Below are 24,597 nucleotides of genomic sequence, written 5' to 3'. Positions count from 1 at the left end.
GGCAACATATCAGCGGTCAAATGTGACTGTGGCGTCTGCGGCCTGCATCTCTCCGTTCGCGCGATCAAAGCGCAAATAGGCGATTCCGCGGCCGTTCGATTGGGTGAACAGCTTACCAGCCGGTTTGCCGCCAGATGTGATCTCGGTCCCTACCGGAGCAGAGCCGTCGACCCTGACGACGCTCAAACCTTTTCGTAGCTCGGTCTTGTGCTTCATGCGCGCGGTGACTTCCTGCCCGACGTAGCACCCCTTTTTAAAATCGACACCTTTCAGATCTTCGAACCGCGATTCAAGGATATAGCTGTCGGCGGTCAGTTCGATCGCGGTTTCAGGGATGCAGTGCCGCACACGGATGGCGTCCCAATCTGTGCCGTCGTCGCTTTCGGCCTGGTCCGTGTAAGCCCGCCAGCCCATATCCGGGTGGCGCGGATCAGGCAGAGCTTCTGCGGGCGGGGCACCAGTCCCGCGTTGCAGATTCAGACCGCTGTCTTTAATGCTGACATCGGCGCGCAGCTTGTACATGGTTAACCGTTTGACGAAGTCGTCAGCAATGGTATCGGCCACATCCAGCAGCACCGTGTCGCCATCGCGTTTAAGGAAGAAATCCGCCAGATACTTGCCCTGAGGGGTCAGCAAAGCCGCATAAACCAAGCCGTTTTCCAGACCGGCAATGTCATTTGTGACCAGACCCTGAAGAAAGCTGTCAGTGTCCGACCCGCTCAGGCGTAGAATGCGACGATTGGGCATTGGGTGGTCCTCGTGTTTTTCCTTGGCCTCGTGATATATGAGTTCGCGCCGCCATGACCAGAGGGTATCAACCGTGCCAGCACCGATCAGCATTGTAATTCCAACTTTGAATGCGGCTGACAGCTTGCCGGATACTCTGTCAGCCGTGACCGAGGGTTTACACGCAGGGCTGATCCGAGAACTGATCGTAACCGACGGTGGATCGACCGATCTGACACTTGAAATTGCAAATGCGGCGGGCGCCAGGATCGTCACCGGCGCGACCTCACGCGGGGGGCAGTTGCGGCGGGGCTGCGCCGAGGCCTCAGGTGACTGGATGTTGATCTTGCATGCTGATACGCAGTTGCAACAGGGGTGGAGCGCCGCAGTCAGCGCACATTTACCCTCGGGCAAACCCGCCGCTTTTCGCCTTGCTTTTCAGGCAAAGGGTTTCATGCCACGCTGGGTTGCGGCGTGGGCCAATTTGCGCAGCCGAATGTTTGGCCTGCCTTACGGTGATCAGGGATTGCTGGTGCCGCGTCGATTGTATGAAACCGTCGGAGGTTATCCGGATCAGCCGTTGATGGAGGATGTCGCGCTGGTGCGGGTCTTGCCCGGAATAACCTTGCTGAGCCCCCACGCGGTCACGAGTGCGGACCGCTATGCACGGGCGGGCTGGCTGCGTCGGGGCGCGCGGAATCTTTGGACTCTGACGCGGTATTTTCTTGGGGCTGATCCGAATAAGCTTGCGCAGGCGTATCGGCGCTGAAAACTGTGCGCAGTTCAACGATGGACTTGCCCAGACGGAAGGGCGCGGCAAAGCTGACCAGACATAGCGCAACGATCTGCAGCACCAGAATATGCGCATTGGCCTGCAGGTATTCCCATTCATCCTTCAGCTTGCCGACCTGTGCAATCAGGTCATCGTAGCTTTGGGCGAGGATCAGGTAATCCCCTGCAATTGCAGGCACTTTGCGGCGCATGTTGTCAATTGCGGCTTGGGTTTCGTCGTCGAGCGTGGTGAAAACCAGAAATTGATCAATGTCGAACGCATCAGCCTTTGCAGCCATGGTGCGCAGATCATCATGCTCTTTTTTTGCCTTGCGGCCGAACAGAAACTGTATGCCCTGAAGCGGGGCGACCTCGTTCGTCACGGCAATAAACAAGGGCAGATCGGCATTATTGGCGGTTGAGGCCGACAGGAACTCGACCTTGTCACATAATACGGCCATGTCCCGATCATAGGCCGGGTCGCAGAACCGCAAACGGAACCGGGCGGCGTCGCGGTCAAAGGCCAGCGTCGCGGCATAGGCCACGTCGATCTGCCTGTCCAGCCGTGAACTATCTGACGTGTACAGACCTGCCAAAACCGCAACCAGCGCACCAATCCCGCCCAGAACGACCCACACCAGGTCTGCCAGCTTCCATGTCCGATGCCCGGCTGGTTTGCGAAACAGAAAAGCAGTGCCCACTGTCCCGATCAGAAAGGACAGGAGCAGCAGCGGCAGTTGATTTTCGGTAACAAAGGTCATGCGCTCAAAGTGACGACCCACCGGCCCGGTGGCAACAGTCATCACATTCTATTGTATCACTTTGGAACTAAGGCCCAGAGCTTTGGCCGAACTTCCGGAACAGTTTTGTACGGTCAAACGCCTGTTCCAGCTCGTCCGTGCGCTCTTTCACCGAATCCCACAGGCGTTCCTGAACTTCGGCAATCACGCATTCCATCAGCATCAGGATGGCAGACATCGAGTCCCACGCAGAAGGCACAGCGATCCGTGCCGCAAAAGTATGCTCGGCCAACCTGTGAATGGGGGAACGCCACTGGTCGGTGAACAGAACGATCTTGGCCTGACGCTCTTGGCACAATTGCCCGATCAACATTGTCGAATTCTCATAGCGCCGCACATCCAGCGCGATCAACACGTCATCTTTGCGCACGTCCAGCAGGTCATGCGTCCAAGAGGCTGCAAAGGGCAGCATTCTCACGTCGGGGCGTATCATTTGCAGGTGCAGGTACAGGTATTGCGCCAACGCCCCGGTAATACGGCCCCCGGTGATAAAGATGCGCCGCTTGGGGTCGCTGAGCAGATTGCAGAAACTGTCGAACTCTGCCGGGTCGACCTCATCAATCGTACGTTTTTGATTGGCCAGCGCCTGCTGGGAATAGCGGTTCAGGATGTGTTCCTCGGGCAGGTCGTTCTGCCAGACGTTCCGCTTTGCAGCAGGTCCCGAGATCATCTCTTTCACTTCACCGCGCAGGGCGGCTTGGAACTGCGGATAGCCATCGAACCCGGTCTTTTGCAGCATACGTGCGACGGTCGTTGTGGAAACCGACGCCGAACTGGCCAGCTCGGTGATGCTGCCCAGACCAGCCATGGGATAGTCGTCCAGCAGCACACTTATCAGTTGCCTTTCGGATGGGGTCATTTCATCCCGATGGGCCAGCAGCCTGTCCGTTACCCGCACCCTGGGTCCTCCTGCTTAGGTTTTAATCGCGCATGTTAAAAATTTTTCAGCACGACAAGGTGTGATTGAATTTGTACAGGAAAAATATTGACAGGGGAATGCGTCGTGTGGAATTTTTTCCGCAGACTTCTTTCATGGAATCGCAGGACGGCACATTGGACTTTGGAACGGTTGTTCACACGGACAGGGCGGACGGCACAGCTTTGGTGCTGCTGGTGTGCGAACACGCGTCCAACCGCATCCCTGAATACCTGGGTGATATGGGATTGGCGTCCGAAACGCTGAGCAGTCACATTGCCTGGGACCCGGGTGCGTTGGGTGTTGCGCAGCATATGTCGGAACTGTTGCAAGCGCCCTTGGTCCATGGTGGAGTTTCGCGACTTGTTTATGACTGCAACCGCCCGCCCGAGGCCGCAGGCGCGATGCCGGTCAAAAGCGAACACTACGACATTCCCGCCAACATCGCGATGACACCGGATGAGCGGCAAGCCCGCATCAAGAACATCTACATCCCGTTTTCGACTGCAGTGTCAGACCAGATCAAGAAACACCGTCCCTCGCTAAAGCTGATGGTAACTGTGCACAGCTTTACCCCGGTTTATCATGGCCGCAAAAGAGAGGTAGAGCTGGGCATCCTGCATGGGCGCGACGACCGGTTTGCAATGGCGATGATGGCAACGGTGCCTGATGATCTGCCACATGTAACGCGTTTAAATGAACCCTATTCGGCCGCGGACGGGGTGGCGCACACATTGGATGCGCAGGCTCTGCCGAACGGGTTGGCGAATGTGATGATCGAGGTTCGGAATGATTTGATCCGCACGCCGGACCAGCAACGCGTGATGGCCGAGCGTCTTGTGTCGTGGATCACCCAAACGCTGGCAGGGTTCCAAGACAGGGGAGCGGCATGATCGGGGCGATGGCGGCATATGTGCGCGTCGTCGACGCGGTAAACTATCGGATCGGTCGCGTGATGATGTGGGGCCTGTTCGCGTTGATGGGAATCCTGCTTTGGTCCTCGATCTCGAAGACCTTCTTCCTGCCTTCGCTTTGGACGCTTGAAGTGGCGCAGTTCGCGATGGTGACCTATTACATCGTGGGCGGGCCATATTCGATCCAGATGGGGTCGAACGTAAGGATGGACCTGTTTTATCATAACTGGAGCCCACGCAAGAAAGCGTGGTTCGATGCTTTCACGGTTCTTCTGTTGATCCTGTATCTGGGCGTTCTTCTATACGGCGGGTTGGGCTCAACTGCGTATAGTCTTGGCTATTGGGGGGATCAGCCGCTTTCGTACTTCTTAGGCCTATTGTCGGGCAGTGAAGAGATCGGACGGCTTGAGCGATCCTCGACCGCATGGCGCCCCTATATCTGGCCGATCAAAGCCATCATGGTGTTCGGCTTTTTCCTGATGCTGCTGCAGGCGATATCGGAATTTTTCAAAGACATAGCCCGGCTCAACGGGCAGGAGATCGGGGTGCAGCGGGCATGAGCCAGGAATTTATTGCCATCTTCATGTTCGCCTTGATGATGCTGATGCTGTTCACAGGGCAGCGTGTGTTTGGTGCCATAGGTGCGGTTGCGACGATCGCTGCATTGGCGCTGTGGGGAACCGGGGGTCAGGACATCACGTTTTCCGCGGCGATGAAATTGATGAAGTGGTATCCACTGCTGACACTGCCGATGTTTATTTTCATGGGCTATGTGCTGTCGGAAAGCCGTTTGGCCGATGACCTGTATCGAATGTTCCATGTCTGGATGGGGCCAGTAAATGGCGGGCTGGCGATTGGAACCATTGGCCTGATGGTTCTGGTGTCGGCCATGAACGGTCTGAGTGTCGCTGGTATGGCCATTGGTGCAACCATCGCGTTGCCCGAGCTGTTGCGGCGCGGCTATGACAAGACGATGGTGACCGGAGTCATTCAGGCCGGGTCAAGCCTTGGTATCCTCGTGCCGCCCTCGGTCGTGCTGGTGCTTTACGCCATGATCGCGCGGCAGCCGGTCGGGCAACTTTGGCTGGCCGGTATCTTGCCGGGCTTGCTGATGGCGGGTCTGTTTATCGTGTATATCTGGCTGCGCTGTCGCATTCAGCCACAGCTTGGCCCTGCGATGGAAGACGCGCATGAGGTGCCGTGGTCCGAAAAAATCCGGCTGCTGGGGGCAGGGGCACTGCCGCTGATCATCTTCGCCGCGATGATGGTGCCGTTTGTAAATGGCTGGACCTCGCTGGTCGAAAGCTCGGCCATCGGCGCGCTGACCGCTTTGGTCGTGTCAGTCATCAAACGCCGGATGACATGGAAAATCTTTGAAGACTGCACCAAGCAGACGCTCGCAATCTCTTGCATGTTTATGTGGATCATCTTGGCGGCACTGGGTTTCGGGGCGGTGTTCGACGGGCTGGGTGCAGTCAAGGCTATCGAGAATCTGTTCACCGAACAGCTTGGTTTGTCGCCGTGGATGATCCTGATCCTGATGCAGCTGAGCTTTATCGTCATGGGTACGTTTCTGGACGACACGGCCATGTTGGTTATTGTGGCCCCGCTTTACGTACCGCTGGTAGGCGCGCTGGGGTTTGATCTGATCTGGTACGGGGTGCTTTATACGATCACCACTCAGATTGCCTATATGACGCCGCCGTTTGGCTATAACCTGTTTCTCATGCGCGCAATGGCACCGCCCGAGATCGGGTTGAGAGACATTTACCGCTCGATCGTTCCGTTTGTCGGAGTGATGGTTCTCGCCTTGATAATAATAATGGTATTTCCGGATATTGCCCTTTGGCTGCCCGGTTATGTCTATGGAAACTAACAAGAATGCCCGGTGAATGGGCACAGGTAACTTCAACAGAGAGGAAATTGACATGACTACAAGACGTAAGTTTCTAAAGACTGCCGGTGTTGGCGTCGCCGCTGCGCCTTTGGCCACGCCCGCGCTGGCCCAGAACACGATCACATGGCGGATGCAGACCTATGCTGGTCCGGCGCTGGCTGAGCATGTGATCGACCCGGCGATCAAGATGTTCAACCAGATCGCCGGCGACCGGATGCAGATCGAGCTGTTCTATGCCGACCAGCTTGTTCCCACGGGCGAGCTGTTCCGCGCCATGCAGAAGGGAACTATCGACGCGGTTCAATCGGACGATGACTCGATGGCGTCGCCCACCGAAGTTACCGTTTTCGGCGGGTATTTTCCGTTTGCATCCCGCTATTCTCTGGATGTTCCGGTGTTGTTCAACCAGTACGGCCTGAACGAGATCTGGGACGAAGAATACTCAAAGGTCGGTGTAAAACACATCAGTGCCGGGGCGTGGGATCCGTGCCACTTTGCCACCAAGGACCCGATCAACAGCCTCGCGGATCTACAGGGCAAGCGCGTCTTTACCTTCCCGACTGCGGGCCGGTTCCTGTCTCAGTTCGGCGTGGTGCCTGTTACGTTGCCGTGGGAAGATATCGAAGTCGCCGTGCAGACCGGCGAGTTGGACGGCATCGCATGGTCGGGCATCACCGAAGACTACACCGTCGGTTGGGCCGATGTGACCAACTATTTCCTGACCAACAACATCTCGGGTGCTTGGGCAGGGTCGTTCTTTGCCAACATGGACCGCTGGAATGAACTGCCGGAAGACTTGCAGACGCTGTTCCGCGTCTGCACCGACCAGTCGCATTACTACCGCCAGTGGTGGTATTGGGGCGGCGAGGCATCGCTGCGAGTGAATGGCGATAAGATGCAGCTGACCTCGATCCCGGACGAGGAATGGGCACAGGTCGAAGCCGCCGCCGTGGAGTTCTGGGATGAAATCGCAGCCGAATCTGAGACGAAGGCGAAGGTTGTCGAGATCATCAAGAAGTACAACGCCGATATGCAGAAAGCTGGACGCCCCTACCGTTACGGTTAAGGGGTCGCCAATTCGACCCGCCCCGGTTTCGGGGCGGGTCAAACGGAACACAGGGCCGATGATCAGGCATCGGCAAGGATAAGGGTGGCACATGCTCACGTTTGAACATCTCAAGACGCAGGTATCTGATGGGTCCGTGGACACGGTTCTGGTGTGTATGGTGGATATGCAGGGTCGCTTGATGGGCAAGCGGTTTCATGCGGGTCATTTCGTGGCTGGCGCGTGGGAGGAAACGCATTGCTGCAACTATCTGCTTGCCACCGATCTTGAGATGGCGACGCCTGATGGCTATGCCTCGACCAGCTGGGAACGTGGTTATGGCGACTATGTCATGAAGCCTGACCTGGATACGCTGCGCCCGGTGCCTTGGCTGGACGGTACGGTGATGGTGATGTGCGATGTGCTGGATCATCACACGCACGAAGAAGTGCCGCACGCGCCCCGGTCGATCCTGAAAAAGCAGGTCAACCGTCTGAAGGCGATGGGCTATGACGCGATGTGCGCGACCGAACTGGAATTCTTCCTGTTCGAGAAAAGCTTTGACCAGATCCGCAAGGAAGGGTTCCGCGATCTTGAGCCGATCTCGGGCTACAACGAAGACTATCACATCCTTCAGACCACCAAGGAAGAACACGTAATGCGCCCGATCCGCAACCATCTGTGGAACGCGGGCATTCCGGTCGAGAACTCCAAGGGCGAAGCTGAGACCGGGCAGGAAGAACTGAACATCAAATACGCGCCCGCGATGGAGACCGCCGAGTATCACTCGATCGCCAAGAACGCGGTGAAAGAGATCGCATGGCAACATGGTCACGCGGCCACCTTCCTACCGAAATGGCATCATGACAAGGTCGGCAGTTCCAGCCATGTGCACCAGTCGCTATGGGCCGACGGCAGGCCAGCATTTTTTGATGAGGCGGACGAATTGGGCATGTCGGCGCTGATGAAACACTATATGGCCGGCCTGCTGAAGTACGCTGCCGATTATACCTATTTCATGGCGCCCTACATCAACAGCTACAAACGGTTCATGAAGGGCACCTTTGCGCCGACACGGATCATCTGGTCGGTGGACAACCGCACGGCTGGGTTCCGCCTGTGCGGTGACGGGACCAAGGCCGTTCGTATCGAATGCCGTATTCCGGGCTCGGACATGAACCCCTATTTGGCGATGGCCGGGATGCTGGCCGCAGGGATTGCGGGCATCGAAGAAGAACTGGAGTTGCAACCCCCCACCACGGGGGACGTCTACCAAGGCGAAACCGGGCTTATCCCCGGCACCTTGCGCGCGGCGCGGGATGCGCTGCATGGCTCGGCCATGTTGCGGGCCGCCATGGGGGATGATGTTGTCGATCACTATACACGCGCTGCCGAGGTCGAGATCGAGGAATTTGAACGTGTCGTGACGGATTGGGAAGTTGCCCGCGGGTTTGAGCGGGCCTGAACTGGCGGAAGCGAGGGGCCAGCCCCTCGCGCTCCCCGGGATATTTTTGGCCAGATGAAGCAGGGGACCTGCTCTTTTTTAAGAATGGAGTGAACATGGTGCAGATGTTGAAATGCATCTCGCCGATCGATGGGTCGGTTTATGCCGAGCGGGAAACGCTTTCGCGCGCGGCGGCGTTTGAGGCAGCGCAGCGGGCGAGGGCGGCGCAGACAGGTTGGGCCGCACGGCCCCTGCAAGAGAGGATCAACCTCGTGATGGCAGGTGTGGCCGCTGTTGGTGCGATGAATGACGAGATCGTGCCCGAACTGGCCCATATGATGGGCCGTCCGGTGCGCTATGGCGGTGAGTTCGGCGGTTTCAACGAGCGCGCCAGCCATATGGCCCAGATCGCGCAGGAGTCGCTGGCGGATATCCCGGTGAGTGAGGATGAGACTTTCAAGCGCTATATTAAGCGTATCCCGCATGGCGTGGTTTTCGTGGTGGCGCCTTGGAACTATCCATATATGACGGCGATCAACACGGTTGTGCCTGCGCTGATCGCGGGCAACACGGTGATCCTGAAGCATGCAACGCAAACACTGTTGGTGGGTGAGCGTATGGCGCGGGCTTTCCACTCTGCGGGCGTGCCCGAGGACGTGTTCCAGAATGTGTTCCTGAGCCATGATGTGACCAACGATCTGATCGCGGGGAATGCGTTCGACTTTGTGAATTTCACCGGTTCAGTGGGCGGTGGTCAGGCGATGGAACGCGCGGCGGCGGGAACATTTACCGGCGTGGGTACCGAACTGGGTGGCAAGGACCCCGGCTATGTCATGGAGGATGCCGATCTGGATGCTGCGGTCGACACGCTGATCGACGGTGCCATGTTCAACTCGGGCCAGTGCTGCTGCGGGATCGAGCGGATTTACGTTCATGAGAGCCTTTATGACGATTTTGTCGCCAAGGCGGTTGAGATCGTGAAAGGGTACAAGCTGGGCAATCCGCTGGACCCTGAAACGACGATTGGCCCCATGGCCAATGTGCGCTTTGCCGACGAGGTGCGCGAGCAGATCGCCGAGGCGGTTGAAGCCGGGGCCATGCCCCATATCGATACCTTCCCTGAAGATGACGGCGGCGCGTATCTGACTCCCCAGATCCTGACCAATGTCACCCACGACATGCGGGTGATGCGGGATGAAAGCTTTGGCCCGGTTGTCGGCATCATGAAAGTATCCTCGGATGAGGAGGCGATTGCGCTGATGAATGACAGCGAGTTCGGGCTGACCGCCTCGCTCTGGACGCGCGATGTGGACCGCGCCGCGCGGGTGGGCGACGCTGTTGAGACTGGCACAGTGTTCATGAACCGCGCGGATTACCTTGATCCGGGACTGTGCTGGACAGGGTGCAAGAACACCGGACGCGGTGGTGGGTTGTCCGTGATCGGCTATCACAACCTGACCCGTCCCAAATCCTACCATCTGAAAAAGGTGACATCATGAGCCTTGTTGGAAACTGGTCCTACCCGACCGCGATCAAGTTCGGCGCTGGCCGGATCAAGGAATTGCCCGAGGCCTGCGCGACTGCTGGCATGAAGAAGCCCCTGCTGGTCACCGACAAGGGGCTGGCCGATCTGCCAATCACCACAGCCACGCTGGATATCATGGAGGCTGCCGGTCTTGGCCGTGGCCTGTTCAGCGACGTGGACCCGAACCCAAATGAGCAGAACCTCGCTGCCGGGGTTGCGGCTTATAACGCGGGCGGCCATGACGGTGTGATCGCCTTTGGCGGCGGCTCGGGTCTGGATCTGGGCAAGATGGTGGCCTTCATGGCCGGTCAGACACGGCCCGTCTGGGATTTCGAGGATATCGGCGATTGGTGGACGCGTGCCGATGCCGACGCCATCGCGCCGATCATCGCCGTGCCCACAACCGCCGGGACGGGATCTGAGGTGGGCCGCGCCAGCGTCATCACCAACTCTGAAACCCACGCCAAGAAGATCATCTTTCACCCCAAGGTCCTGCCGACCGTGGTGATCTGCGACCCCGAACTTACTGTGGGTATGCCTAAATTTATCACCGCCGGGACCGGCCTTGATGCGTTTGCGCACTGCGTTGAGGCGTATTCCAGCCCGCATTACCACCCAATGAGCCAGGGCATCGCGCTGGAAGGGATGCGGTTGGTCAAAGAATATCTGCCGCGCGCCTATGCCGATGGCACCGACATCGAAGCCCGTGCCCAGATGATGAGCGCGGCCGCCATGGGCGCCACCGCCTTCCAGAAAGGTCTTGGTGCGATCCACGCCATGAGCCATCCGGTCGGTGCGGTCTTCAACACCCATCACGGCACCACCAACGCGGTCTGCATGCCCGCTGTGCTGGAGTTCAACGCACCCGCCATCGCCGACAGGTTCGGCGCTGCAGCGGCCTATCTTGGCATTGACGGCGGGTTCGACGGCTTCCGGGCGTTTGTGCAGGACTTTAACGATGCTCTGGGCATTCCGCGCAAGCTGTCCGATCTGGGCGTGACCGAGGCTTCGATCCCCGAACTTGTCAAAGGCGCGATTATCGACCCGTCCTGTGGCGGCAACCCGATTGAGTTGACTGAAGAGAACCTGACCGCATTGTTCAAAGCCGCGTTGTGATCTTTTCACCAGTATGCCACTAAAAAACCGGTCCGTCTTGCGGGCCGGTTTTGCGCGAAAGGTTCACATGTGACCCCGTTTGTCATCGCCATAGTCCTGGCGGCAGCTCTGTTGCATGCTGTGTGGAACGCAATCGTTAAATCCGCAGCCGACCGGACGACGACATTGGGGCTGGTGGCGCTGGGTCACGTTATCGCCGGGGGTGCGATGGTTTTGGCGCTGCCGTTGCCGAGTGCAGAAAGCGTCCCCTACATCCTGATCTCGACCGTCGTCCATTTCGGGTACTACTACATGCTGGGCCAAGCCTATCAGCATGGCGACCTGAGTGTTGTATACCCCATTGCCCGTGGGATCGTGCCGGCGCTGGTGTCGCTTTGGGCAATGGCGTTGGTGGGCGAGGTGCTGCCGCTGCAAGCGTGGCTCGGAATTGCCCTCATCGCGGTGGGGATTCAGCTTAGCAACTGGAATGCGCTTCGATCAGGTGTCGGACGCTCGGCCCTTTTGTTCGCGCTGGGGACCGGGGTGTGTATTTCGATCTATTCCGTGTTTGACGGGATCGGGGTGCGGCTGTCGGGGAATACGCTCAGCTATTGGGCGTGGGGGGCGTTTCTGCACCTGTTTATTGCGGGCTTCGTGGGAATCCGCAGGCGCAAAGCACTGTCAGACCTTCCCCTGAAAGTCTGGGTGGTTGGCCTGTTGGGTGGTCTGGTATCGATGGCAGCGTATGGGCTGGTGCTCTATGCCAAGAACTTCGCGCCGTTGGGTGCTGTATCTGCGCTTCGCGAAACCTCGGTTATATTTGCCGCCCTGATCGGGTTCATCTTTCTGAACGAGGGCAACTGGATACGGCGTCTGGGCGCTGCGATCCTGATGGCCATTGGTGTGGCGCTGATCGGCTTGGCGGTTTAGCCGTGTAAGATGGCCATGCCGAACGCGCACCTGATCTCGCTAGTCAGGTCGCAGGAGAGGTCGTGTCACCCAACATATGCCGCGCAGATCGGCGGACTGGCTGAAAAGCAAACCGGGCTAAAGCGGTCAGTTGCTGGTCGAGAAGGTGCTTTGCGGTCGCCACTTCAACGTGCCGTCATCGTCGCGATGACAGCGCAGCAAACGCTCTTGCACCGTGCTGACCGTGCTGGTGACGGTGTTGTCGCCGACCATCAGAACGAAGGCGTCCTCGGAATAGGCCATGCCGTCGTAATAGCAGAACCGAGATTCGGCCCCGTCCGGAATAGGGGATGCGGTGCTGAGCATCTGCTGCGCGGGCGCTTGCGTGGCCAGCAGGGTCAGAGCCAGTGCCAGAGTTGGTGTCTTCATGTCGTCCTCCCGTTCGAAAATCTGTTCGTGTTCAAATTGGGTCTTGAACGCTCGAGAACCTCAAATGTCGTTCTTGGATGACGGGTTGAGGGTAACTGTGAACGGGATCAACGGGTTAGGCAAGGGGGGTGTTTATTCGCCGGTTGTGGGGGGGGGCGCGGAAAATCCATCCAATGCATGATGCAAGGCATCATGTACGCACCCAACTAGCCCCCCGGGGCAGGCGTGTTCCTCACCCACCCTCGGATTGGGCGCTAGGATTCCAAATGGGTAGAACCCGTGTATACGCCCATATGGATCGCGTTGGTTTTTCGGTCCGATTACCGCGAGTACCAATCATGCATTTGTCTGCTTGCCCGCTTCTTGCGCGCGTGTCAATAACCTCAAAAAGTATCGAAGAGGCCCGTAAGTGACCGAATATTCTGCGAAAGAAACCCGGCGCAACACTATTGAAGTCTTGGGAGAGTGTTTCGGAAATCTCTTCGAAGACGTCAAGACCGATCTTTTCTCTCTAAGACTAAGTTGGCGCGTCTATACTTCGCTTTTCGGAACAGGCCGAGAGAGAGTGGATCTCCTAAACGAAGTCTCGGGTACCACCTCATATCTCATTGAAAGGTCAATGTTTGAAAGCGCAATGCTCTCAGTCTGCAGGTTAACTGACCCACCGAGCGCGATGCGCGGTAAGTCGGTGAATATTACTGTACAGCGCGTCCCTGAGTTCGTCTCCTCTCACCCAAAAGCGGCGGAGATTTCAAGCATTGTCGAAAAGGCAACTGAAGCTGCTGAGTTTGCGAGGAGCTGGAGAAACAAAAGGTTAGCGCATTCTGACGAGGACGTTCGGCGGGGCAAAGCTCAGCTTGAGTTGGCTTCGCGGCAGAGGATGGAGGCCGCAATTGACGCCATTGCTAGTGTTGTACGCTGGGTCGGCGTGGAAGTTTTGGATACAACAATAATAACGCATCCAATTTCGAATTTTTCAGACGATGAAGTGGCGTTTCTCAAAGTTCTCTACTTAGGGAAACTGGAACAGAAATCCCGCGAGGAGCAAGCGCACCTAGCTGTCCGATCCAGACGAATTGAGGACGCAGAACGGCTTTTGCGTGATGATCTTCCCAGCTGGTTGACTTACCGGCGACCTGATCCAACGGAATAATCAAACATCCAACTCCTCCACGAACCGCGCGTTCTCCTGAATGTATTGGAACCGCAGTTCGGGTTTTTTGCCCATCAGGCGCTCGACAAGGTCGCCGGTTTCGCCGGGTTCGTCCTCGTCGATTGTGACTCGGATCAGTTTGCGGGAGGCCGGGTCCATTGTGGTCTCTTTCAGGTCCTTGGCGTCCATCTCACCCAGACCCTTGAAGCGCGAGACGTCGATCTTGCCCTTGCCGCCCAGACCTTTCTCAAGCCACTCATCGCGCTCGGCCTCGTCCAGACAATAGACGCGCTTGGCGCCTTGGGTCAGGCGATACAGAGGCGGGCAGGCGAGGTACAGGTGGCCCGCGTCGATCATCGGCCGCATCTGGGTAAAGAAGAACGTCATCAGCAGCGAGGCGATATGCGCCCCGTCCACATCCGCGTCGGTCATGATGATGACCTTGTCATAGCGCAGGTCGTCGACGTTGAACTTGGTGCCAAGCCCTACACCCAGCGCCTGCGTCAGGTCGTTGATCTCGGCATTGGTGCCCAGTTTCGAACTGGCCGCGCCCAACACGTTCAGGATCTTGCCGCGCAGGGGCAGCAGGGCCTGCGTCTTGCGGTCGCGGCCCATTTTCGCGGACCCGCCCGCCGAGTCGCCCTCGACAATGAATAATTCTGTACCGTCGCGTGTTGAACTGGAGCAATCCACCAGCTTGCCCGGCAGGCGCAGCTTTTTGGTGGCCGATTTGCGGGCGGTTTCCTTTTCCTGACGGCGGCGCAGGCGTTCCTCGGCCCGCAGGATCAGGAAATCGAGGATCGCACCGGCGGATTTTGTATCAGCGGCCAGCCAATTGTCGAAATGGTCACGGACCGAGTTTTCGACCAACCGCTGCGCCTCGACCGTGGCCAGCCGGTCCTTGGTCTGACCCACGAATTCCGGCTCGCGGATAAAACATGACACCAGCGCGCAGCCGCCGGTGATCAGGTCATCACGGGTGATCTGCGCGGCCTTTTTGTTGTTGATCAGCTCACCATAGGCCTTGATTCCCTTGAGGATCGCAGCCCAGAAGCCCGCTACATGGGTCCCGCCTTCGGGCGTAGGGACCGTGTTACAGTAAGACTGAATGAACCCGTCGCGCGAGGGCGTCCAGTTGATCGCCCATTCAACCTTGCCGGGGGTTCTGAACTTTTCCTGAAAGTCCACGGTGCCGGCAAAGGGCTGCTCGGCATAGGTGGACGAACCGTTCATCGTTTCCTTGAGGTAGTCGGACAGACCACCGGGGAAGTGAAAGCTGGCTTCAGTCGGGGTTTCGCCGTCGTCGATGGCGGATTTCCAGCGGATTTCGACGCCCGAGAACAGGTAGGCTTTCGAGCGGATGGATTTAAACAGGCGAGCCGGTTTGAAGCGGTGATGGCCGAAGATGTCCTCATCCGCGTGAAAAGTGACAGTAGTACCGCGCCGGTTCGGGGCCGCGCCGACTTTTTCCACTGGGCCAAGTGGGATACCGCGCGAAAAGCGTTGTTCGAACAGCGTTTTGTCCCGCGCCACCTGCACAACCATGGAATCCGACAGCGCGTTCACGACCGAGGCACCCACGCCATGCAGACCACCCGAAGTCTGGTAGGCCTTGCCCGAAAACTTGCCGCCTGCGTGAAGGGTGCACAGGATCACCTCCAGCGCGGATTTGTCGGGAAACTTCGGATGCGGGTCGATCGGGATACCGCGCCCGTTGTCACGCACCGTCAGGGCGTAATCGGCGTGCAGTTCAACCTCGATCCGGTTGGCATGACCGGCGACCGCTTCGTCCATCGAGTTGTCTAAGATCTCTGCCACCATGTGGTGCAAGGCGCGTTCATCCGTGCCACCGATATACATGCCGGGGCGTTTGCGAACCGGTTCAAGACCTTCGAGCACCTCGATAGAAGAGGCGTCGTAGGTAGAGGTCGCGCTGGGCGTCAACAGATCGTCGGGCATGGTGCTGCTCTTGTTTTTGGGTTGTCTCCCATTATGGCAGGTGATGTGGTCCGGGGGAAGAGGGGCCCGAGGTGTTGTGTGAAACAAAGCGCATTGGATGGCTTGCAATTCCCGTTTCAGCGCGGTCATCTGCCGCGTGCAATTGAAGGAGCAGGCGATGAGCTGGATCAAGACCATTCCGTTTCAGGACGCGACGGGCAAGCTAAGGAAGCTGTATGAGCGGGTCACGGGGCCAGACAACAACGTGGATAACATCATGATGGCGCATTCGCTGCGACCTCATTCGATGGAAGGGCATATGGCGCTGTACAAGAACGTCCTGCACCATTCAGCCAACAAGGTGCCAAAATGGTTTCTCGAGGTGTTGGGTGTTTGGGTCAGTTCCCTGAACCAATGCGCCTATTGCGTTGAGCATCATTTCAGCGGCTTGCAGCGACTTTTGGGTGACGCGGCGCGCGGGGATGCCATACGAGCCGCGATCGAGGCGCAACGGACGGAAGAAGCCCCCCTGGATGCTGCGCAGGTTGCGGCGATGAGATATGCGCGCAAACTGACCGAAGCGCCGGCGGACATTTCGGAAGCGGATTTGATCGCATTGCGCGAGGCCGGTTGGGATGACGGTGAAATCCTGGAGATCAACCAGGTCTGCGCGTATTTTTCTTACGCGAACCGCACGGTTATGGGATTGGGCTGTTCGACCAAGGGCGACGTTCTGGGGCTTTCGCCGAACAACTCGGACAACCCGGACGATTGGGGTCATCGGTGAGGTCGGGGGCGAGGGGCCAGCCCCTCGCGCTCCCCGGGATATTTGGGGCCAGATGAAGGGTCTGGTCAGCCATTTGAGATCCAGCTCAGGATGGCATCTGCGACGGCCTGTGGTTTCTGGTGGTGCAGCCAGTGGTCGGTGCTTGATATGTCGATTCGGGTCAGGTTGGGGGCGAAGACCTCAAGGCCTGCGGTTGCCTCAGGCAATAGGGCTTTGTCCTCTGGCCCCCATAGTAGCAGGTGCGGACAGCGCACCATAAGGCGCTCTGCCGGCAGGTCGGGTAGGTCAGTGCGCGGCACTCCGGGTTTCGCGACGACCAGAGGGGATGCGCGGTACCAGTTTAACATCGCCTCAAGCCGGCCTGGCCGGGCCCATTCGGTGCGGTACGCGCGCATCCGAGATTCTGATAGCCAATCGACGCCCATGCCGTGACGAAAGAAACCCTCAAGCTTGGCAAAGTTGTTTGACGAGAAACGCGCTGTCGCATCCGGTTTGCGAAACGCGTTGATGTATTGCGACGCCTCGGATTGCGCCCCTCCTGCGGCCATGGCCCGCTGAAACGGTACCGGATGGACACCGTTGGCGATGATCAGGCGGCTGACCAGATCAGGTCGGAACATGGCCAGCCCATAGGCAACCGATGCACCCCAGTCGTGACCAAGAACGGTAAGCGGTGTCTTAATGCGCTGGGCCAGAGTTGCCATGTCAGAAACAAGCTTTGACAGCGTGTAGTTCTCGGTACCTTTCGGACACCAGCTTTGCCCATAGCCGCGTTGATCCGGGGCAAGGCAATGAAACCGGTCGCACAGATACGGGGCCAAATCGCGCCACGCCTCGCCGTATTCGGGAAAGCCATGCAGCATCAGCAGGGGCGGCAAGTCGGGTTTTCCCCAACTGCGCAAATAGAAGGAGCGGCCGTTCAGGTCGATGAGTTGTGCATCCATGCTGATATCTCCCGCAGGTAGCCTCACTGTGTAGAAGCAATTGTCAACTTGACCCGCGTCAAAGCGCAGAATCGTGTCTTCTGCTAGGAGTTCGATCGGAAAACAAAAAAGGAAAAACTGAATGGACGCCGCGACACCAATCGAACATGCCGACCTGACTGTCGAAACTACCCCAGCACCCACGCCTGAGGCATCGCAGCCCAGCCCCGAGCGTATTCGGCAGGCATTCGAAAGCGGCAAATACCCTTATGGCCGCAAGATGGCACGCAGCAGCTATGAGGCGCAGAAAGCCCAATTGCAGGCCGAGCTGCTTAAGGTGCAGCTTTGGGCACAAGAGACGGGGCAGCGGTTCGTTCTGTTGTTTGAAGGGCGCGACGCTGCGGGCAAGGGCGGCACGATCAAACGGTTCATGGAGCATCTTAACCCCCGTCAGGCGCGAGTCGTTGCCTTGAACAAGCCCACGTGGGAGGAGAAGGGGCAGTGGTACTATCAGCGCTATATTCAAGAACTCCCCACCGTCGGTGAAATGGTCTTTTACGATCGCTCTTGGTATAATCGCGCAGGTGTTGAGCGCGTTATGGGCTTTTGCTCGCCCAATGAGTATCTGGAGTTCATGCGACAAACGCCTGAACTGGAGCGGATGTTGGTGAGATCTGGTATTCAGCTGTACAAATATTGGTTCTCGGTCACCAGGACGGAACAGCAGAGACGCTTCAAAAGCCGTGAGACTGACCCACTGAAACAGTGGAAACTGTCACCGATCGACAAGGCCAGCCTTGATAAGTGGGACGACTATACCGAGGCGAAAGAGGCGATGTTCTTTTACACCGACACCGCCGATGCGCCCTGGACAATCGTCAAGTCAAACGACAAGAAACGTGCCCGCCTGAACACGATGCGCCACTTCCTTTCGACGCTGGACTATCCTGACAAGGATCAAGACATTGTCGGGCAACCTGATCCGTTGATCGTCGGGCAGGCGCATCACGTCATTCACCGGTCCGAGCACATTCTGGGAAATACCCTCCACCCTGATGGGCGTTAACAAACGGCGTCACCTCATTGCGAGAATAGGCTGGTCTTGAAATTTCATTGATCGCCTCTTGTCCCGGCCTTTGGCCGGGCATAAGGCTGAGCCAATGAACAAGGTCATGACATATCGCGGACATTTCCGGGCCATAGCCGTGTTGGGTCTGCCGCTGATCGGCGGACACCTGGCGCAGTTCGCGATTGGACTGACCGATACGATCATGCTGGGTTGGTACGGGGTCGAGGCGCTGGCCGCCGTGACGTTGGCCAGCAGCTACTTCTTCGTGCTCTTCCTGTTCGGAGCCGGGTTTGGCTGGGCCGTGATGCCCATGGTCGCAACCGCAGCGGCCGAAGAGGATGAGACCAGCATCCGACGCTCAACCCGTATGGGGTTGTGGTTGTCGTTGATCTATGCGGCGCTGATGATGCCCCTTTTGTGGTGGTCCCACCCGATCCTGATAGCGTTGAAACAGGAACCGGAAGTTGCTGAAACCGCGTCGAAATACCTGCGGGTTGCAGGTTGGGGGCTGTTTCCCGCGCTGATCGTGATGGTGTTGAAATCCTATCTGGCCGCGTTGGAACGCACCCAGATCGTTTTATGGATCACCGTCACCGCTGCTGCGGTCAATGCGGTTGCGAATTATGCGCTGATCTTCGGCAACTGGGGTGCCCCGGAACTGGGTGTTATGGGGGCGGCTATCGCCTCGGTTCTGACGCAGGTCGTGTCCTTGGTTTTTGTTGTGATCTACGCCGTGCGCGTTTTGCCCGAGCACAACCTGTTCCAGCGTTTCTGGCGTCCGGATTGGGAGATGTTTGTAAGCGTTCTGCGCCTTGGTGTGCCAATTGGCCTGACCACGCTGGCCGAGGTCAGCTTGTTTGCGATGTCGGCCATCATGATGGGCTGGCTGGGGCAGGTGCCGCTTGCAGCGCATGGGATTGCACTGAACCTCGCCTCGGCCACATTCATGGTTCATCTGGGCCTGTCCAATGCGGCAACGATCCGGGCCGGGAACGCTCTGGGTCGGCGAGATCGTCCACATCTGGAAAAGGGTGCGATTGCAGTGACGGGGATGTCCTTGGTTATGTCCGTGCTGACGGTTATCCTGTTCCTGACCTGCGCCGAGCCGTTGATTTCATTGTTTATGGAGCCTGACGACCCGCTGCGGCCCCAGATTCTGGCCATTGGCACTGGCTTGTTGGCGATGGCCGCGTTGTTCCAGTTGGTGGATGGTGCACAGGTGATCGCGTTGGGTCTGCTGCGTGGCTTGCAGGACGCCAAGATTCCGATGGTGATGGCGGGGCTCAGCTATTGGGTTGTGGGGATACCCGCGTCTTACTATTTCGGATTCGTTCAGGGTATGGACGGAATCGGCGTGTGGCTGGGCTTAGTCCTTGGCCTCGCCTGTGCTGCGGTTCTGCTGATGGCTCGGTTCTGGCTCAGATCGGTTCGTATGATAGCTGTACCAGCGGAATGACGTTCTTTTAGCCCTTGCTCAAACGGTCTGCCTTTTTGCGCACCAGAACCGAACGCAGGTCGTGCATCGCCAGCAGCAACCGGTCGGTAACATCCTCAAGCTGCTCATCCGTCGCCTTGGACTGCGCCCATTGCGTCGTCAGGTTCAAATAGTCGACGGCGCGATGGATATCGTCGATATCACGCTGCGCCAACAGGGCTTTGCGCTCTTCCATCCAACGTGCAATTTCGGCCTGATCGGCTTCGCTGAGGGTGCGCTGGCCCTGCGGCTTTACCTCGCCGTTTCGGATGTTGATGACCGCGATCTGATCCATCTCGATCCGTCGCTGGCGGTTCTCAGTGTCGATCCTGAAAACGGCCGCGCCATTCTCGCGGATTCGAAAGTAGTATTCGGGCAGTTCGGCGGTCATCAAGGTCTCCGGGTCAGGTTAGCGATGCGCAGAAGCGCTGGATGCGGGTGCAGGCCTCGGTCAGAGCTTCGTCCGACGTTGCATAGCTGACCCGGAAATTCGGTGACAGGCCAAAGGCCGCACCGAATACAACAGCAACGTCCGCTTCTTCAAGCAGGGCAGTTACGAACGCTTCGTCCGAGTCGATCAACGTGCCCGCCGGGGTCGTTTTGCCGATCAGCCCGGCGATGGACGGGTAGACGTAGAACGCACCCTCAGGTGTCGGGCAAGTGATACCTTCGATCTTGTTCAACATGCCAACCACAAGATCGCGACGACGTTTGAACGTTTCATTGTTCGGGGCCAGAAAAGACTGTGTGCCATTCAGCGCCTCGATTGCGGCCCATTGACTGACTGAGCAGGGGTTTGACGTTGACTGCGACTGAACCTTGCGCATCGCAGCGATAATCTCGACCGGTCCAGCCGCATAGCCGATGCGCCAGCCGGTCATGGCATAGGCTTTGGACACACCGTTGCAGGTCAGCGTCCGGTCATAAAGGCTTGGTTCGACCTCTGCCGGAGTGCAGAATTCGAACCCGTCATAGGCCAGGTGTTCATACATATCGTCGGACATGATCCAGACATGCGGGTGGCGCTTTAGCACATCGGTCAGCGCCTTCAGTTCATCGCGGTTGTAGCCGGCACCGGTTGGGTTTGACGGAGAGTTGAAGATGAACCACTTGGTCTTTGGTGTGATCGCGGCCTCAAGCTGTTCGGCGGTCAGTTTGAAGCGGTTTTCCAGCGTCGTTTCCACGACGACCGGTGTTCCCCCGGCCAGCAGGACCATATCCGGGTAGCTGACCCAATAGGGGGCGGGAATGATGACCTCGTCACCTTCGTTCATCGAAGCGATAAGCGCGTTATACAGCGTCTGTTTGCCACCAGACCCGATCGAGACTTGTGCTGGCGTGTAATCCAATCCGTGATCACGCTTCATCTTGGCGCAGACGGCTTGTTTCAACTCGGGTATGCCATCAGGAGCGGTATATTTGGTTTTTCCCGCTGCGATGGCTGCAACGGCTGCGTCCTTGATGTTTTGCGGCGTGTCAAAATCCGGCTCACCTGCGCTCAGGCCAATAATGTCGCGCCCGGCTGCTTTTAATTCGGCGGCCTTGGCCGTTATCGCCATCGTGGGGGATGGTTTTACGCGTGACAGTGTCGCAGACAGGAAACTCATGGGTGGCCTCGATTTGTATGTTCAACCTGTCTGTCATAGGGTGCGCCAGAATGACGATCAAGCGATATGAAAAACTGGATTGGAGGCGCCGATGAATGACGAAAATGACTGGTTTGGACCAGAGGCGGCAACATTGGGTGACCGGCTGGCAGGTGCGCGCGAAGCGGCGGGTATGACACAATCTCAATTGGCGCGGCGTCTTGGGGTCAAAAAAGCGACGATTGCGGCCTGGGAAAACGATTTGTCCGAACCGCGCGCGAACCGTTTGTCGATGATTGCCGGAATGGTCAACGTCTCGATCATGTGGCTGTTGACTGGTGAGGGCGAGGGCATGGAAGCCCCGATCGAAGACGGCGAAGCCAATCTTGAACTGGGAAGTGCGGTGGCAGAGCTGCGTGCGATCCGCGGCGAGATGCGGGCCTGCGCTGAACGAACCGCCCGCCTTGAGAAAAAACTTCGCTTGATGCTGGAGCAAGGAAAGTGACCGAAACACGGGACGTCATGATCAAGCGCATGCAGATGCGTTCGATGCGCCGCGGGATCAAAGAGATGGACCTGATCCTATCTGCCTATGCAAAGCGCAATCTGGCGGCGATGGACGCGGCTGGTCTGGATTTGTATGACGCGCTGCTTCATGAAAACGATCAGGACCTGTATCAGTGGGTCACAGGGCAGGTTCCTTCACCCAAGGCCTATGCGGACCTGATTGCGGATATCGCTCAAACTTTTCAAAAATAAAAGAAATTCCAGTTTAACCGATTCTTGGGGAATTCGTTTCATGCTGCCTGAAACAGCGCGACTGAATCGGAGGGTCGGATGAGTATGGAAATGCAGGTCTCCGCGCCGGCAATCAAGGGTTTCATGACCAGCTATCTTGAGGCGCTTGCCTTGGTTGAGCGGCTGCACCGTTTGCTTTTGGACGTCATCAAGGATGAGTTTGAGCGTGTCGGCATACTAGAGATCAACGCGGTTCAGGCCCTTTTGCTATTTAATATCGGCGATCATGAGGTAACGGCTGGCGAACTGAAAAGCCGAGGGTATTACCAGGGCAGCAATGTTAGCTACAACCTCAAGAAACTGGTCGAGATGGGCTATATGCACCATCAACGTTGCGAAATCGACAGGCGCTCGGTCCGGGTTCGGCTGACACCGCGCGGCCGGGAAATCCGCGATATCGTATCTGACCTGTTTGCACGCCACGCCGAAGGGTTGCAGACCCGTGGAGTCTTAGGGCTGGAAGGTATCGACGACATCACGACATCTCTGCGCAGAGTGGAACGCTACTGGACCGACCAAATCCGGTACATCTACTGATCAGGGGCGTGCGTCGGACAAGACCAACCCTTTGAGTTCCCGCATCAGTTTCCGGGTCATGGCATCTTCGAAGGCATCGAACCCCAATGCGACCTCGACAAAGGCATTTGGGCCGAGAATGACCCAGGTATTATAGTAGGCAGAAAGCTCTCCGACCTGCACATAACGCTTGTCGCCGTGGCTTGGATCATCAGCGCCGATGACAAGACCATTGATGGTTACACCTGAGGATCGAAGCGTTTTCTTGGCGTCGCGCGGGTGGGTGCCAAGGTTGTGTTTGCCATCGCCAGAGAGGTCGAGCGTCCGCCTCCAGCACCCTGCCTGCTGTGACAGCAACTCGGCCCCGTACAGCATTGCTGCCCCAACAGCAGTCCCCTGTGGCGCGGTACTGCGCTGCGTGTTGGTCAGCACCAAAGCGATCTGTTCAAGGTCTGCTTCTGCTTGAATGGTTGTCCAGTCAAACAGCAAACGGTGATGACCGGGTTCGCTCCATTCAAAAACCGCCAGGCGTACGGGTGGGGCGGCTTCGGCCAGAATCAACTGAGTGACTTCGGGCCGTTGCAGTGCCGCTGCCAGACCGTCCACTTGCAGGCGGTACTCAGCATTGTCCACGGATCCGGATACATCCAGCCCCAACGCCAAAGCTTGACGGCATTCCGCAGCGGCTGACCCGGCAATCACACTTAGGAATGCCGCCAAGACCCGCATCATTTTGGCGCCACCTCTTGCAATGCGCCGATTTGCAAGCCGGTTAATTCGCGCTCCAATTTGCGTCGCATGGCACGTTCAAAATCTTCAAACCCCTGCGCAACTTCAAGAAAGGCACCCGGGCCGTACAGAACGTTGTTTTCGAAAAACGGGATCAGGTACAATTCGCCTTCAAAATCGGCGGCGTTGATGACCAGCCCGTTGACCACAGTGTTCTCGAAAGGGAAATGCCGATAGGCCGAAGCCGGCCCGTACCCGTCATTGTTTGACCCATCCCCGGATAGATCAATGGTCTGGAACAGGCAGGGGGGCGCTTGCTGCATCAAAGTTGCGCCAAAAGCCAGAGCATACCCCATTGCCGTGGCCGATCCACTGTCAGACCGAACCGATTGCTGCACGGTCGCCGCAGCCGCCGACAGATCGGCCTGAGTGCTGATCATTGTCCAGTTCAGGATAATGCGCTGGTTTGTGCGCCCGCTCCATTCATACACGGCCAAGGCTACGGGCATTGGGGAAGAAAAAAACGCCTCGGTTACCTCTGGGGCGACCAGAGCGGCGGCCAATCCCTGCCGTTGCAATGCGTCCTCTGTCGCGTCTACAGAGGTAGAGATATCCATGGCCAAGGCCAGGGCAAGGCGGCAGGTTTCAGCCCGAAGCGGGGCGGCCAAAGCAGCCAACCCCAGTGCTGTCAGCCACCGACTCACCAGTGGCCGGTGCTTTCCATGCTGGCCCAAGGCTCTGCGGGCTCTAGCGCATCCCCGTTTTGCAGCAGTTCGACCGAAATATTGTCGGGTGAGCGCACAAAGGCCATGCGACCGTCCCGCGGCGGGCGATTTATCACCACACCGTTGTCCTGAAGGTGCTGGCAGGTCTCATAGATATTGTCGACGCCGTAAGCGAGGTGACCGAAGTGACGGCTGTCACTGGGCAACGCGTCGTCCCCATCCCAGTTGTACGTCAGTTCGATCGGCCGGTCCTCTTGCCCCGGAGGTGCCATGAAGATCAGCGAGAATCGCCCTTGTTCACTGTCATAGCGGCGCGTTTCCTTCAGACCGAGGAGTTCGTAGAACGCTATCGACTTCTCCAGATCCTTCACGCGGACCATGGTGTGAAGATATCTCAGCCCCATAGTGGCTTCCTTTCTGTTCAGGTA

The 24,597-nt window shown here is 57.8% G+C and carries 26 protein-coding genes and 1 pseudogene; 16 read left to right on the top strand and 11 right to left on the bottom strand.

Annotated features, from left to right (window positions below):
• Window positions 1-9: 9 nt before the first annotated feature.
• Window positions 10-747, bottom strand: a complete 738-nt coding sequence (ygfZ, locus tag AVO44_RS02985) for a CAF17-like 4Fe-4S cluster assembly/insertion protein YgfZ (RefSeq protein ID WP_068332694.1) — start codon at window positions 745-747, stop codon at window positions 10-12.
• Between the two features lie 73 nt (window positions 748-820).
• On the opposite strand from ygfZ, the gene AVO44_RS20565 reads away from it, so the two are divergent.
• On the top strand, window positions 821-1,495 hold the full coding sequence (locus AVO44_RS20565) for a TIGR04283 family arsenosugar biosynthesis glycosyltransferase (RefSeq protein WP_082677365.1): 675 nt from the start codon (window positions 821-823) through the stop codon (window positions 1,493-1,495).
• 7 nt (window positions 1,496-1,502) lie between these two features.
• On the opposite strand, the pseudogene AVO44_RS21780 reads toward AVO44_RS20565, so the two are convergent.
• Window positions 1,503-2,258, bottom strand: a pseudogene (locus AVO44_RS21780) (hypothetical protein); the annotation flags it as partial.
• 67 nt (window positions 2,259-2,325) lie between these two features.
• Window positions 2,326-3,195, bottom strand: coding sequence for a MurR/RpiR family transcriptional regulator (locus AVO44_RS02975; protein WP_082677364.1), 870 nt, complete (start codon window positions 3,193-3,195; stop codon window positions 2,326-2,328).
• A gap of 134 nt (window positions 3,196-3,329) precedes the next feature.
• Here AVO44_RS02975 and AVO44_RS02970 point away from each other — a divergent pair, with 134 nt between their 5' ends.
• The 8 genes from AVO44_RS02970 (at window position 3,330) to AVO44_RS02935 (ending at window position 12,063) form a co-directional block, all read left to right on the top strand.
• On the top strand, window positions 3,330-4,106 hold the full coding sequence (locus AVO44_RS02970; RefSeq protein WP_068332689.1) for an N-formylglutamate amidohydrolase: 777 nt from the start codon (window positions 3,330-3,332) through the stop codon (window positions 4,104-4,106).
• Window positions 4,103-4,687, top strand: coding sequence for a TRAP transporter small permease subunit (locus AVO44_RS02965; RefSeq protein ID WP_068332264.1), 585 nt, complete (start codon window positions 4,103-4,105; stop codon window positions 4,685-4,687). The genes AVO44_RS02970 and AVO44_RS02965 overlap by 4 nt, the downstream gene beginning before the upstream one ends.
• Window positions 4,684-6,003, top strand: coding sequence for a TRAP transporter large permease (locus tag AVO44_RS02960; RefSeq protein ID WP_068332261.1), 1,320 nt, complete (start codon window positions 4,684-4,686; stop codon window positions 6,001-6,003). Before AVO44_RS02965 ends, AVO44_RS02960 begins: the two co-directional genes overlap by 4 nt.
• Before the next feature lie 52 nt (window positions 6,004-6,055).
• The gene (locus AVO44_RS02955) at window positions 6,056-7,090 is read left to right on the top strand and encodes a TRAP transporter substrate-binding protein (RefSeq protein ID WP_068332688.1); all 1,035 of its coding nucleotides are present in this window, start codon (window positions 6,056-6,058) and stop codon (window positions 7,088-7,090) included.
• A gap of 91 nt (window positions 7,091-7,181) precedes the next feature.
• Complete coding sequence (locus AVO44_RS02950; protein WP_068332258.1) at window positions 7,182-8,534, top strand: glutamine synthetase family protein; 1,353 nt, start codon at window positions 7,182-7,184, stop codon at window positions 8,532-8,534.
• Between the two features lie 95 nt (window positions 8,535-8,629).
• Window positions 8,630-10,012 carry an aldehyde dehydrogenase family protein gene (locus tag AVO44_RS02945; protein ID WP_068332255.1) on the top strand — a complete coding sequence of 461 codons (1,383 nt, stop codon included), beginning with the start codon at window positions 8,630-8,632 and terminating at the stop codon, window positions 10,010-10,012.
• The gene (locus AVO44_RS02940) at window positions 10,009-11,154 is read left to right on the top strand and encodes an iron-containing alcohol dehydrogenase (protein WP_068332252.1); all 1,146 of its coding nucleotides are present in this window, start codon (window positions 10,009-10,011) and stop codon (window positions 11,152-11,154) included. The genes AVO44_RS02945 and AVO44_RS02940 overlap by 4 nt, the downstream gene beginning before the upstream one ends.
• Window positions 11,155-11,223: 69 nt before the next feature.
• A complete protein-coding gene (locus tag AVO44_RS02935; protein ID WP_068332249.1) occupies window positions 11,224-12,063 on the top strand; it encodes an EamA family transporter in 840 nt (279 codons plus the stop codon).
• A gap of 126 nt (window positions 12,064-12,189) precedes the next feature.
• On the opposite strand, the gene AVO44_RS02930 is transcribed toward AVO44_RS02935, so the two are convergent.
• Window positions 12,190-12,471, bottom strand: coding sequence for a DUF1496 domain-containing protein (locus tag AVO44_RS02930; RefSeq protein ID WP_068332246.1), 282 nt, complete (start codon window positions 12,469-12,471; stop codon window positions 12,190-12,192).
• 409 nt (window positions 12,472-12,880) lie between these two features.
• Between AVO44_RS02930 and AVO44_RS02925 the strand changes: the two genes are divergently transcribed.
• Complete coding sequence (locus AVO44_RS02925) at window positions 12,881-13,624, top strand: AbiU2 domain-containing protein (RefSeq protein WP_157769921.1); 744 nt, start codon at window positions 12,881-12,883, stop codon at window positions 13,622-13,624.
• On the opposite strand, the gene parE is transcribed toward AVO44_RS02925, so the two are convergent.
• Window positions 13,625-15,583: a DNA topoisomerase IV subunit B gene (gene parE / locus AVO44_RS02920; RefSeq protein ID WP_068332240.1), complete on the bottom strand. Its 1,959-nt coding sequence runs from the start codon at window positions 15,581-15,583 to the stop codon at window positions 13,625-13,627. It abuts the gene before it with no gap.
• Between the two features lie 157 nt (window positions 15,584-15,740).
• Here parE and AVO44_RS02915 point away from each other — a divergent pair, with 157 nt between their 5' ends.
• Window positions 15,741-16,349, top strand: a complete 609-nt coding sequence (locus tag AVO44_RS02915; RefSeq protein WP_068332682.1) for a carboxymuconolactone decarboxylase family protein — start codon at window positions 15,741-15,743, stop codon at window positions 16,347-16,349.
• A 65-nt stretch (window positions 16,350-16,414) separates the two neighbouring features.
• Here AVO44_RS02915 and AVO44_RS02910 read toward each other — a convergent pair whose 3' ends face one another.
• On the bottom strand, window positions 16,415-17,293 hold the full coding sequence (locus AVO44_RS02910) for an alpha/beta fold hydrolase (RefSeq protein WP_068332237.1): 879 nt from the start codon (window positions 17,291-17,293) through the stop codon (window positions 16,415-16,417).
• Window positions 17,294-17,414: 121 nt separating this feature from the next.
• Between AVO44_RS02910 and ppk2 the strand changes: the two genes are divergently transcribed.
• Window positions 17,415-18,338, top strand: a complete 924-nt coding sequence (gene ppk2 / locus AVO44_RS02905; RefSeq protein ID WP_068332233.1) for a polyphosphate kinase 2 — start codon at window positions 17,415-17,417, stop codon at window positions 18,336-18,338.
• A 106-nt stretch (window positions 18,339-18,444) separates the two neighbouring features.
• Entirely contained in the window at window positions 18,445-19,797 is a 1,353-nt protein-coding gene (locus AVO44_RS02900; RefSeq protein WP_233421902.1) for an MATE family efflux transporter, read from the top strand.
• Window positions 19,798-19,804: 7 nt separating this feature from the next.
• On the opposite strand, the gene AVO44_RS02895 is transcribed toward AVO44_RS02900, so the two are convergent.
• Window positions 19,805-20,206, bottom strand: a complete 402-nt coding sequence (locus AVO44_RS02895; protein ID WP_068332227.1) for a hypothetical protein — start codon at window positions 20,204-20,206, stop codon at window positions 19,805-19,807.
• A 13-nt stretch (window positions 20,207-20,219) separates the two neighbouring features.
• Complete coding sequence (locus AVO44_RS02890; RefSeq protein ID WP_068332224.1) at window positions 20,220-21,422, bottom strand: pyridoxal phosphate-dependent aminotransferase; 1,203 nt, start codon at window positions 21,420-21,422, stop codon at window positions 20,220-20,222.
• A gap of 91 nt (window positions 21,423-21,513) precedes the next feature.
• On the opposite strand from AVO44_RS02890, the gene AVO44_RS02885 reads away from it, so the two are divergent.
• From AVO44_RS02885 to AVO44_RS02875, 3 genes are all read left to right on the top strand, one after another.
• The gene (locus tag AVO44_RS02885) at window positions 21,514-21,906 is read left to right on the top strand and encodes a helix-turn-helix domain-containing protein (protein ID WP_068332221.1); all 393 of its coding nucleotides are present in this window, start codon (window positions 21,514-21,516) and stop codon (window positions 21,904-21,906) included.
• A 17-nt stretch (window positions 21,907-21,923) separates the two neighbouring features.
• Window positions 21,924-22,160: a succinate dehydrogenase assembly factor 2 gene (locus AVO44_RS02880; RefSeq protein ID WP_068332680.1), complete on the top strand. Its 237-nt coding sequence runs from the start codon at window positions 21,924-21,926 to the stop codon at window positions 22,158-22,160.
• A gap of 78 nt (window positions 22,161-22,238) precedes the next feature.
• Window positions 22,239-22,736, top strand: coding sequence for a MarR family winged helix-turn-helix transcriptional regulator (locus tag AVO44_RS02875; protein ID WP_205626519.1), 498 nt, complete (start codon window positions 22,239-22,241; stop codon window positions 22,734-22,736).
• Here the strand turns inward: AVO44_RS02875 and AVO44_RS02870 are convergent, their stop codons facing one another.
• Genes AVO44_RS02870 through AVO44_RS02860 form a run of 3 tightly spaced genes read right to left on the bottom strand, consistent with a single transcriptional unit; the run spans window position 22,737 to window position 24,573 of the window.
• Complete coding sequence (locus AVO44_RS02870) at window positions 22,737-23,447, bottom strand: DUF1194 domain-containing protein (RefSeq protein ID WP_068332217.1); 711 nt, start codon at window positions 23,445-23,447, stop codon at window positions 22,737-22,739.
• Entirely contained in the window at window positions 23,444-24,148 is a 705-nt protein-coding gene (locus AVO44_RS02865; RefSeq protein WP_068332214.1) for a DUF1194 domain-containing protein, read from the bottom strand. The genes AVO44_RS02870 and AVO44_RS02865 overlap by 4 nt, the downstream gene beginning before the upstream one ends.
• Window positions 24,145-24,573: a VOC family protein gene (locus AVO44_RS02860; RefSeq protein WP_068332211.1), complete on the bottom strand. Its 429-nt coding sequence runs from the start codon at window positions 24,571-24,573 to the stop codon at window positions 24,145-24,147. Before AVO44_RS02860 ends, AVO44_RS02865 begins: the two co-directional genes overlap by 4 nt.
• Window positions 24,574-24,597 lie beyond the last annotated feature (24 nt).

The sequence above is a fragment of the Ruegeria profundi genome, from assembly GCF_001507545.1.
GTDB lineage: Bacteria > Pseudomonadota > Alphaproteobacteria > Rhodobacterales > Rhodobacteraceae > Ruegeria > Ruegeria profundi.
The sequence above is the reverse complement of the archived record's forward strand: the minus strand, read 5'-3'. Positions and strand labels throughout refer to the sequence as shown.

What these genes read in the sequence shown, in the direction of transcription:
- ygfZ (WP_068332694.1), bottom strand. Translation starts at nt 747, where the DNA reads ATGCCCAATCGTCGCATTCTACGCCTGAGCGGGTCGGACACTGACAGC.
- AVO44_RS02970 (WP_068332689.1), top strand. Translation starts at nt 3,330, where the DNA reads ATGGAATCGCAGGACGGCACATTGGACTTTGGAACGGTTGTTCACACG.
- AVO44_RS02965 (WP_068332264.1), top strand. Translation starts at nt 4,103, where the DNA reads ATGATCGGGGCGATGGCGGCATATGTGCGCGTCGTCGACGCGGTAAAC.
- AVO44_RS02960 (WP_068332261.1), top strand. Translation starts at nt 4,684, where the DNA reads ATGAGCCAGGAATTTATTGCCATCTTCATGTTCGCCTTGATGATGCTG.
- AVO44_RS02955 (WP_068332688.1), top strand. Translation starts at nt 6,056, where the DNA reads ATGACTACAAGACGTAAGTTTCTAAAGACTGCCGGTGTTGGCGTCGCC.
- AVO44_RS02950 (WP_068332258.1), top strand. Translation starts at nt 7,182, where the DNA reads ATGCTCACGTTTGAACATCTCAAGACGCAGGTATCTGATGGGTCCGTG.
- AVO44_RS02945 (WP_068332255.1), top strand. Translation starts at nt 8,630, where the DNA reads ATGGTGCAGATGTTGAAATGCATCTCGCCGATCGATGGGTCGGTTTAT.
- AVO44_RS02940 (WP_068332252.1), top strand. Translation starts at nt 10,009, where the DNA reads ATGAGCCTTGTTGGAAACTGGTCCTACCCGACCGCGATCAAGTTCGGC.
- AVO44_RS02930 (WP_068332246.1), bottom strand. Translation starts at nt 12,471, where the DNA reads ATGAAGACACCAACTCTGGCACTGGCTCTGACCCTGCTGGCCACGCAA.
- parE (WP_068332240.1), bottom strand. Translation starts at nt 15,583, where the DNA reads ATGCCCGACGATCTGTTGACGCCCAGCGCGACCTCTACCTACGACGCC.
- AVO44_RS02915 (WP_068332682.1), top strand. Translation starts at nt 15,741, where the DNA reads ATGAGCTGGATCAAGACCATTCCGTTTCAGGACGCGACGGGCAAGCTA.
- AVO44_RS02910 (WP_068332237.1), bottom strand. Translation starts at nt 17,293, where the DNA reads ATGGATGCACAACTCATCGACCTGAACGGCCGCTCCTTCTATTTGCGC.
- ppk2 (WP_068332233.1), top strand. Translation starts at nt 17,415, where the DNA reads ATGGACGCCGCGACACCAATCGAACATGCCGACCTGACTGTCGAAACT.
- AVO44_RS02900 (WP_233421902.1), top strand. Translation starts at nt 18,445, where the DNA reads ATGACATATCGCGGACATTTCCGGGCCATAGCCGTGTTGGGTCTGCCG.
- AVO44_RS02895 (WP_068332227.1), bottom strand. Translation starts at nt 20,206, where the DNA reads ATGACCGCCGAACTGCCCGAATACTACTTTCGAATCCGCGAGAATGGC.
- AVO44_RS02890 (WP_068332224.1), bottom strand. Translation starts at nt 21,422, where the DNA reads ATGAGTTTCCTGTCTGCGACACTGTCACGCGTAAAACCATCCCCCACG.
- AVO44_RS02885 (WP_068332221.1), top strand. Translation starts at nt 21,514, where the DNA reads ATGAATGACGAAAATGACTGGTTTGGACCAGAGGCGGCAACATTGGGT.
- AVO44_RS02880 (WP_068332680.1), top strand. Translation starts at nt 21,924, where the DNA reads ATGATCAAGCGCATGCAGATGCGTTCGATGCGCCGCGGGATCAAAGAG.
- AVO44_RS02875 (WP_205626519.1), top strand. Translation starts at nt 22,239, where the DNA reads ATGAGTATGGAAATGCAGGTCTCCGCGCCGGCAATCAAGGGTTTCATG.
- AVO44_RS02870 (WP_068332217.1), bottom strand. Translation starts at nt 23,447, where the DNA reads ATGATGCGGGTCTTGGCGGCATTCCTAAGTGTGATTGCCGGGTCAGCC.
- AVO44_RS02860 (WP_068332211.1), bottom strand. Translation starts at nt 24,573, where the DNA reads ATGGGGCTGAGATATCTTCACACCATGGTCCGCGTGAAGGATCTGGAG.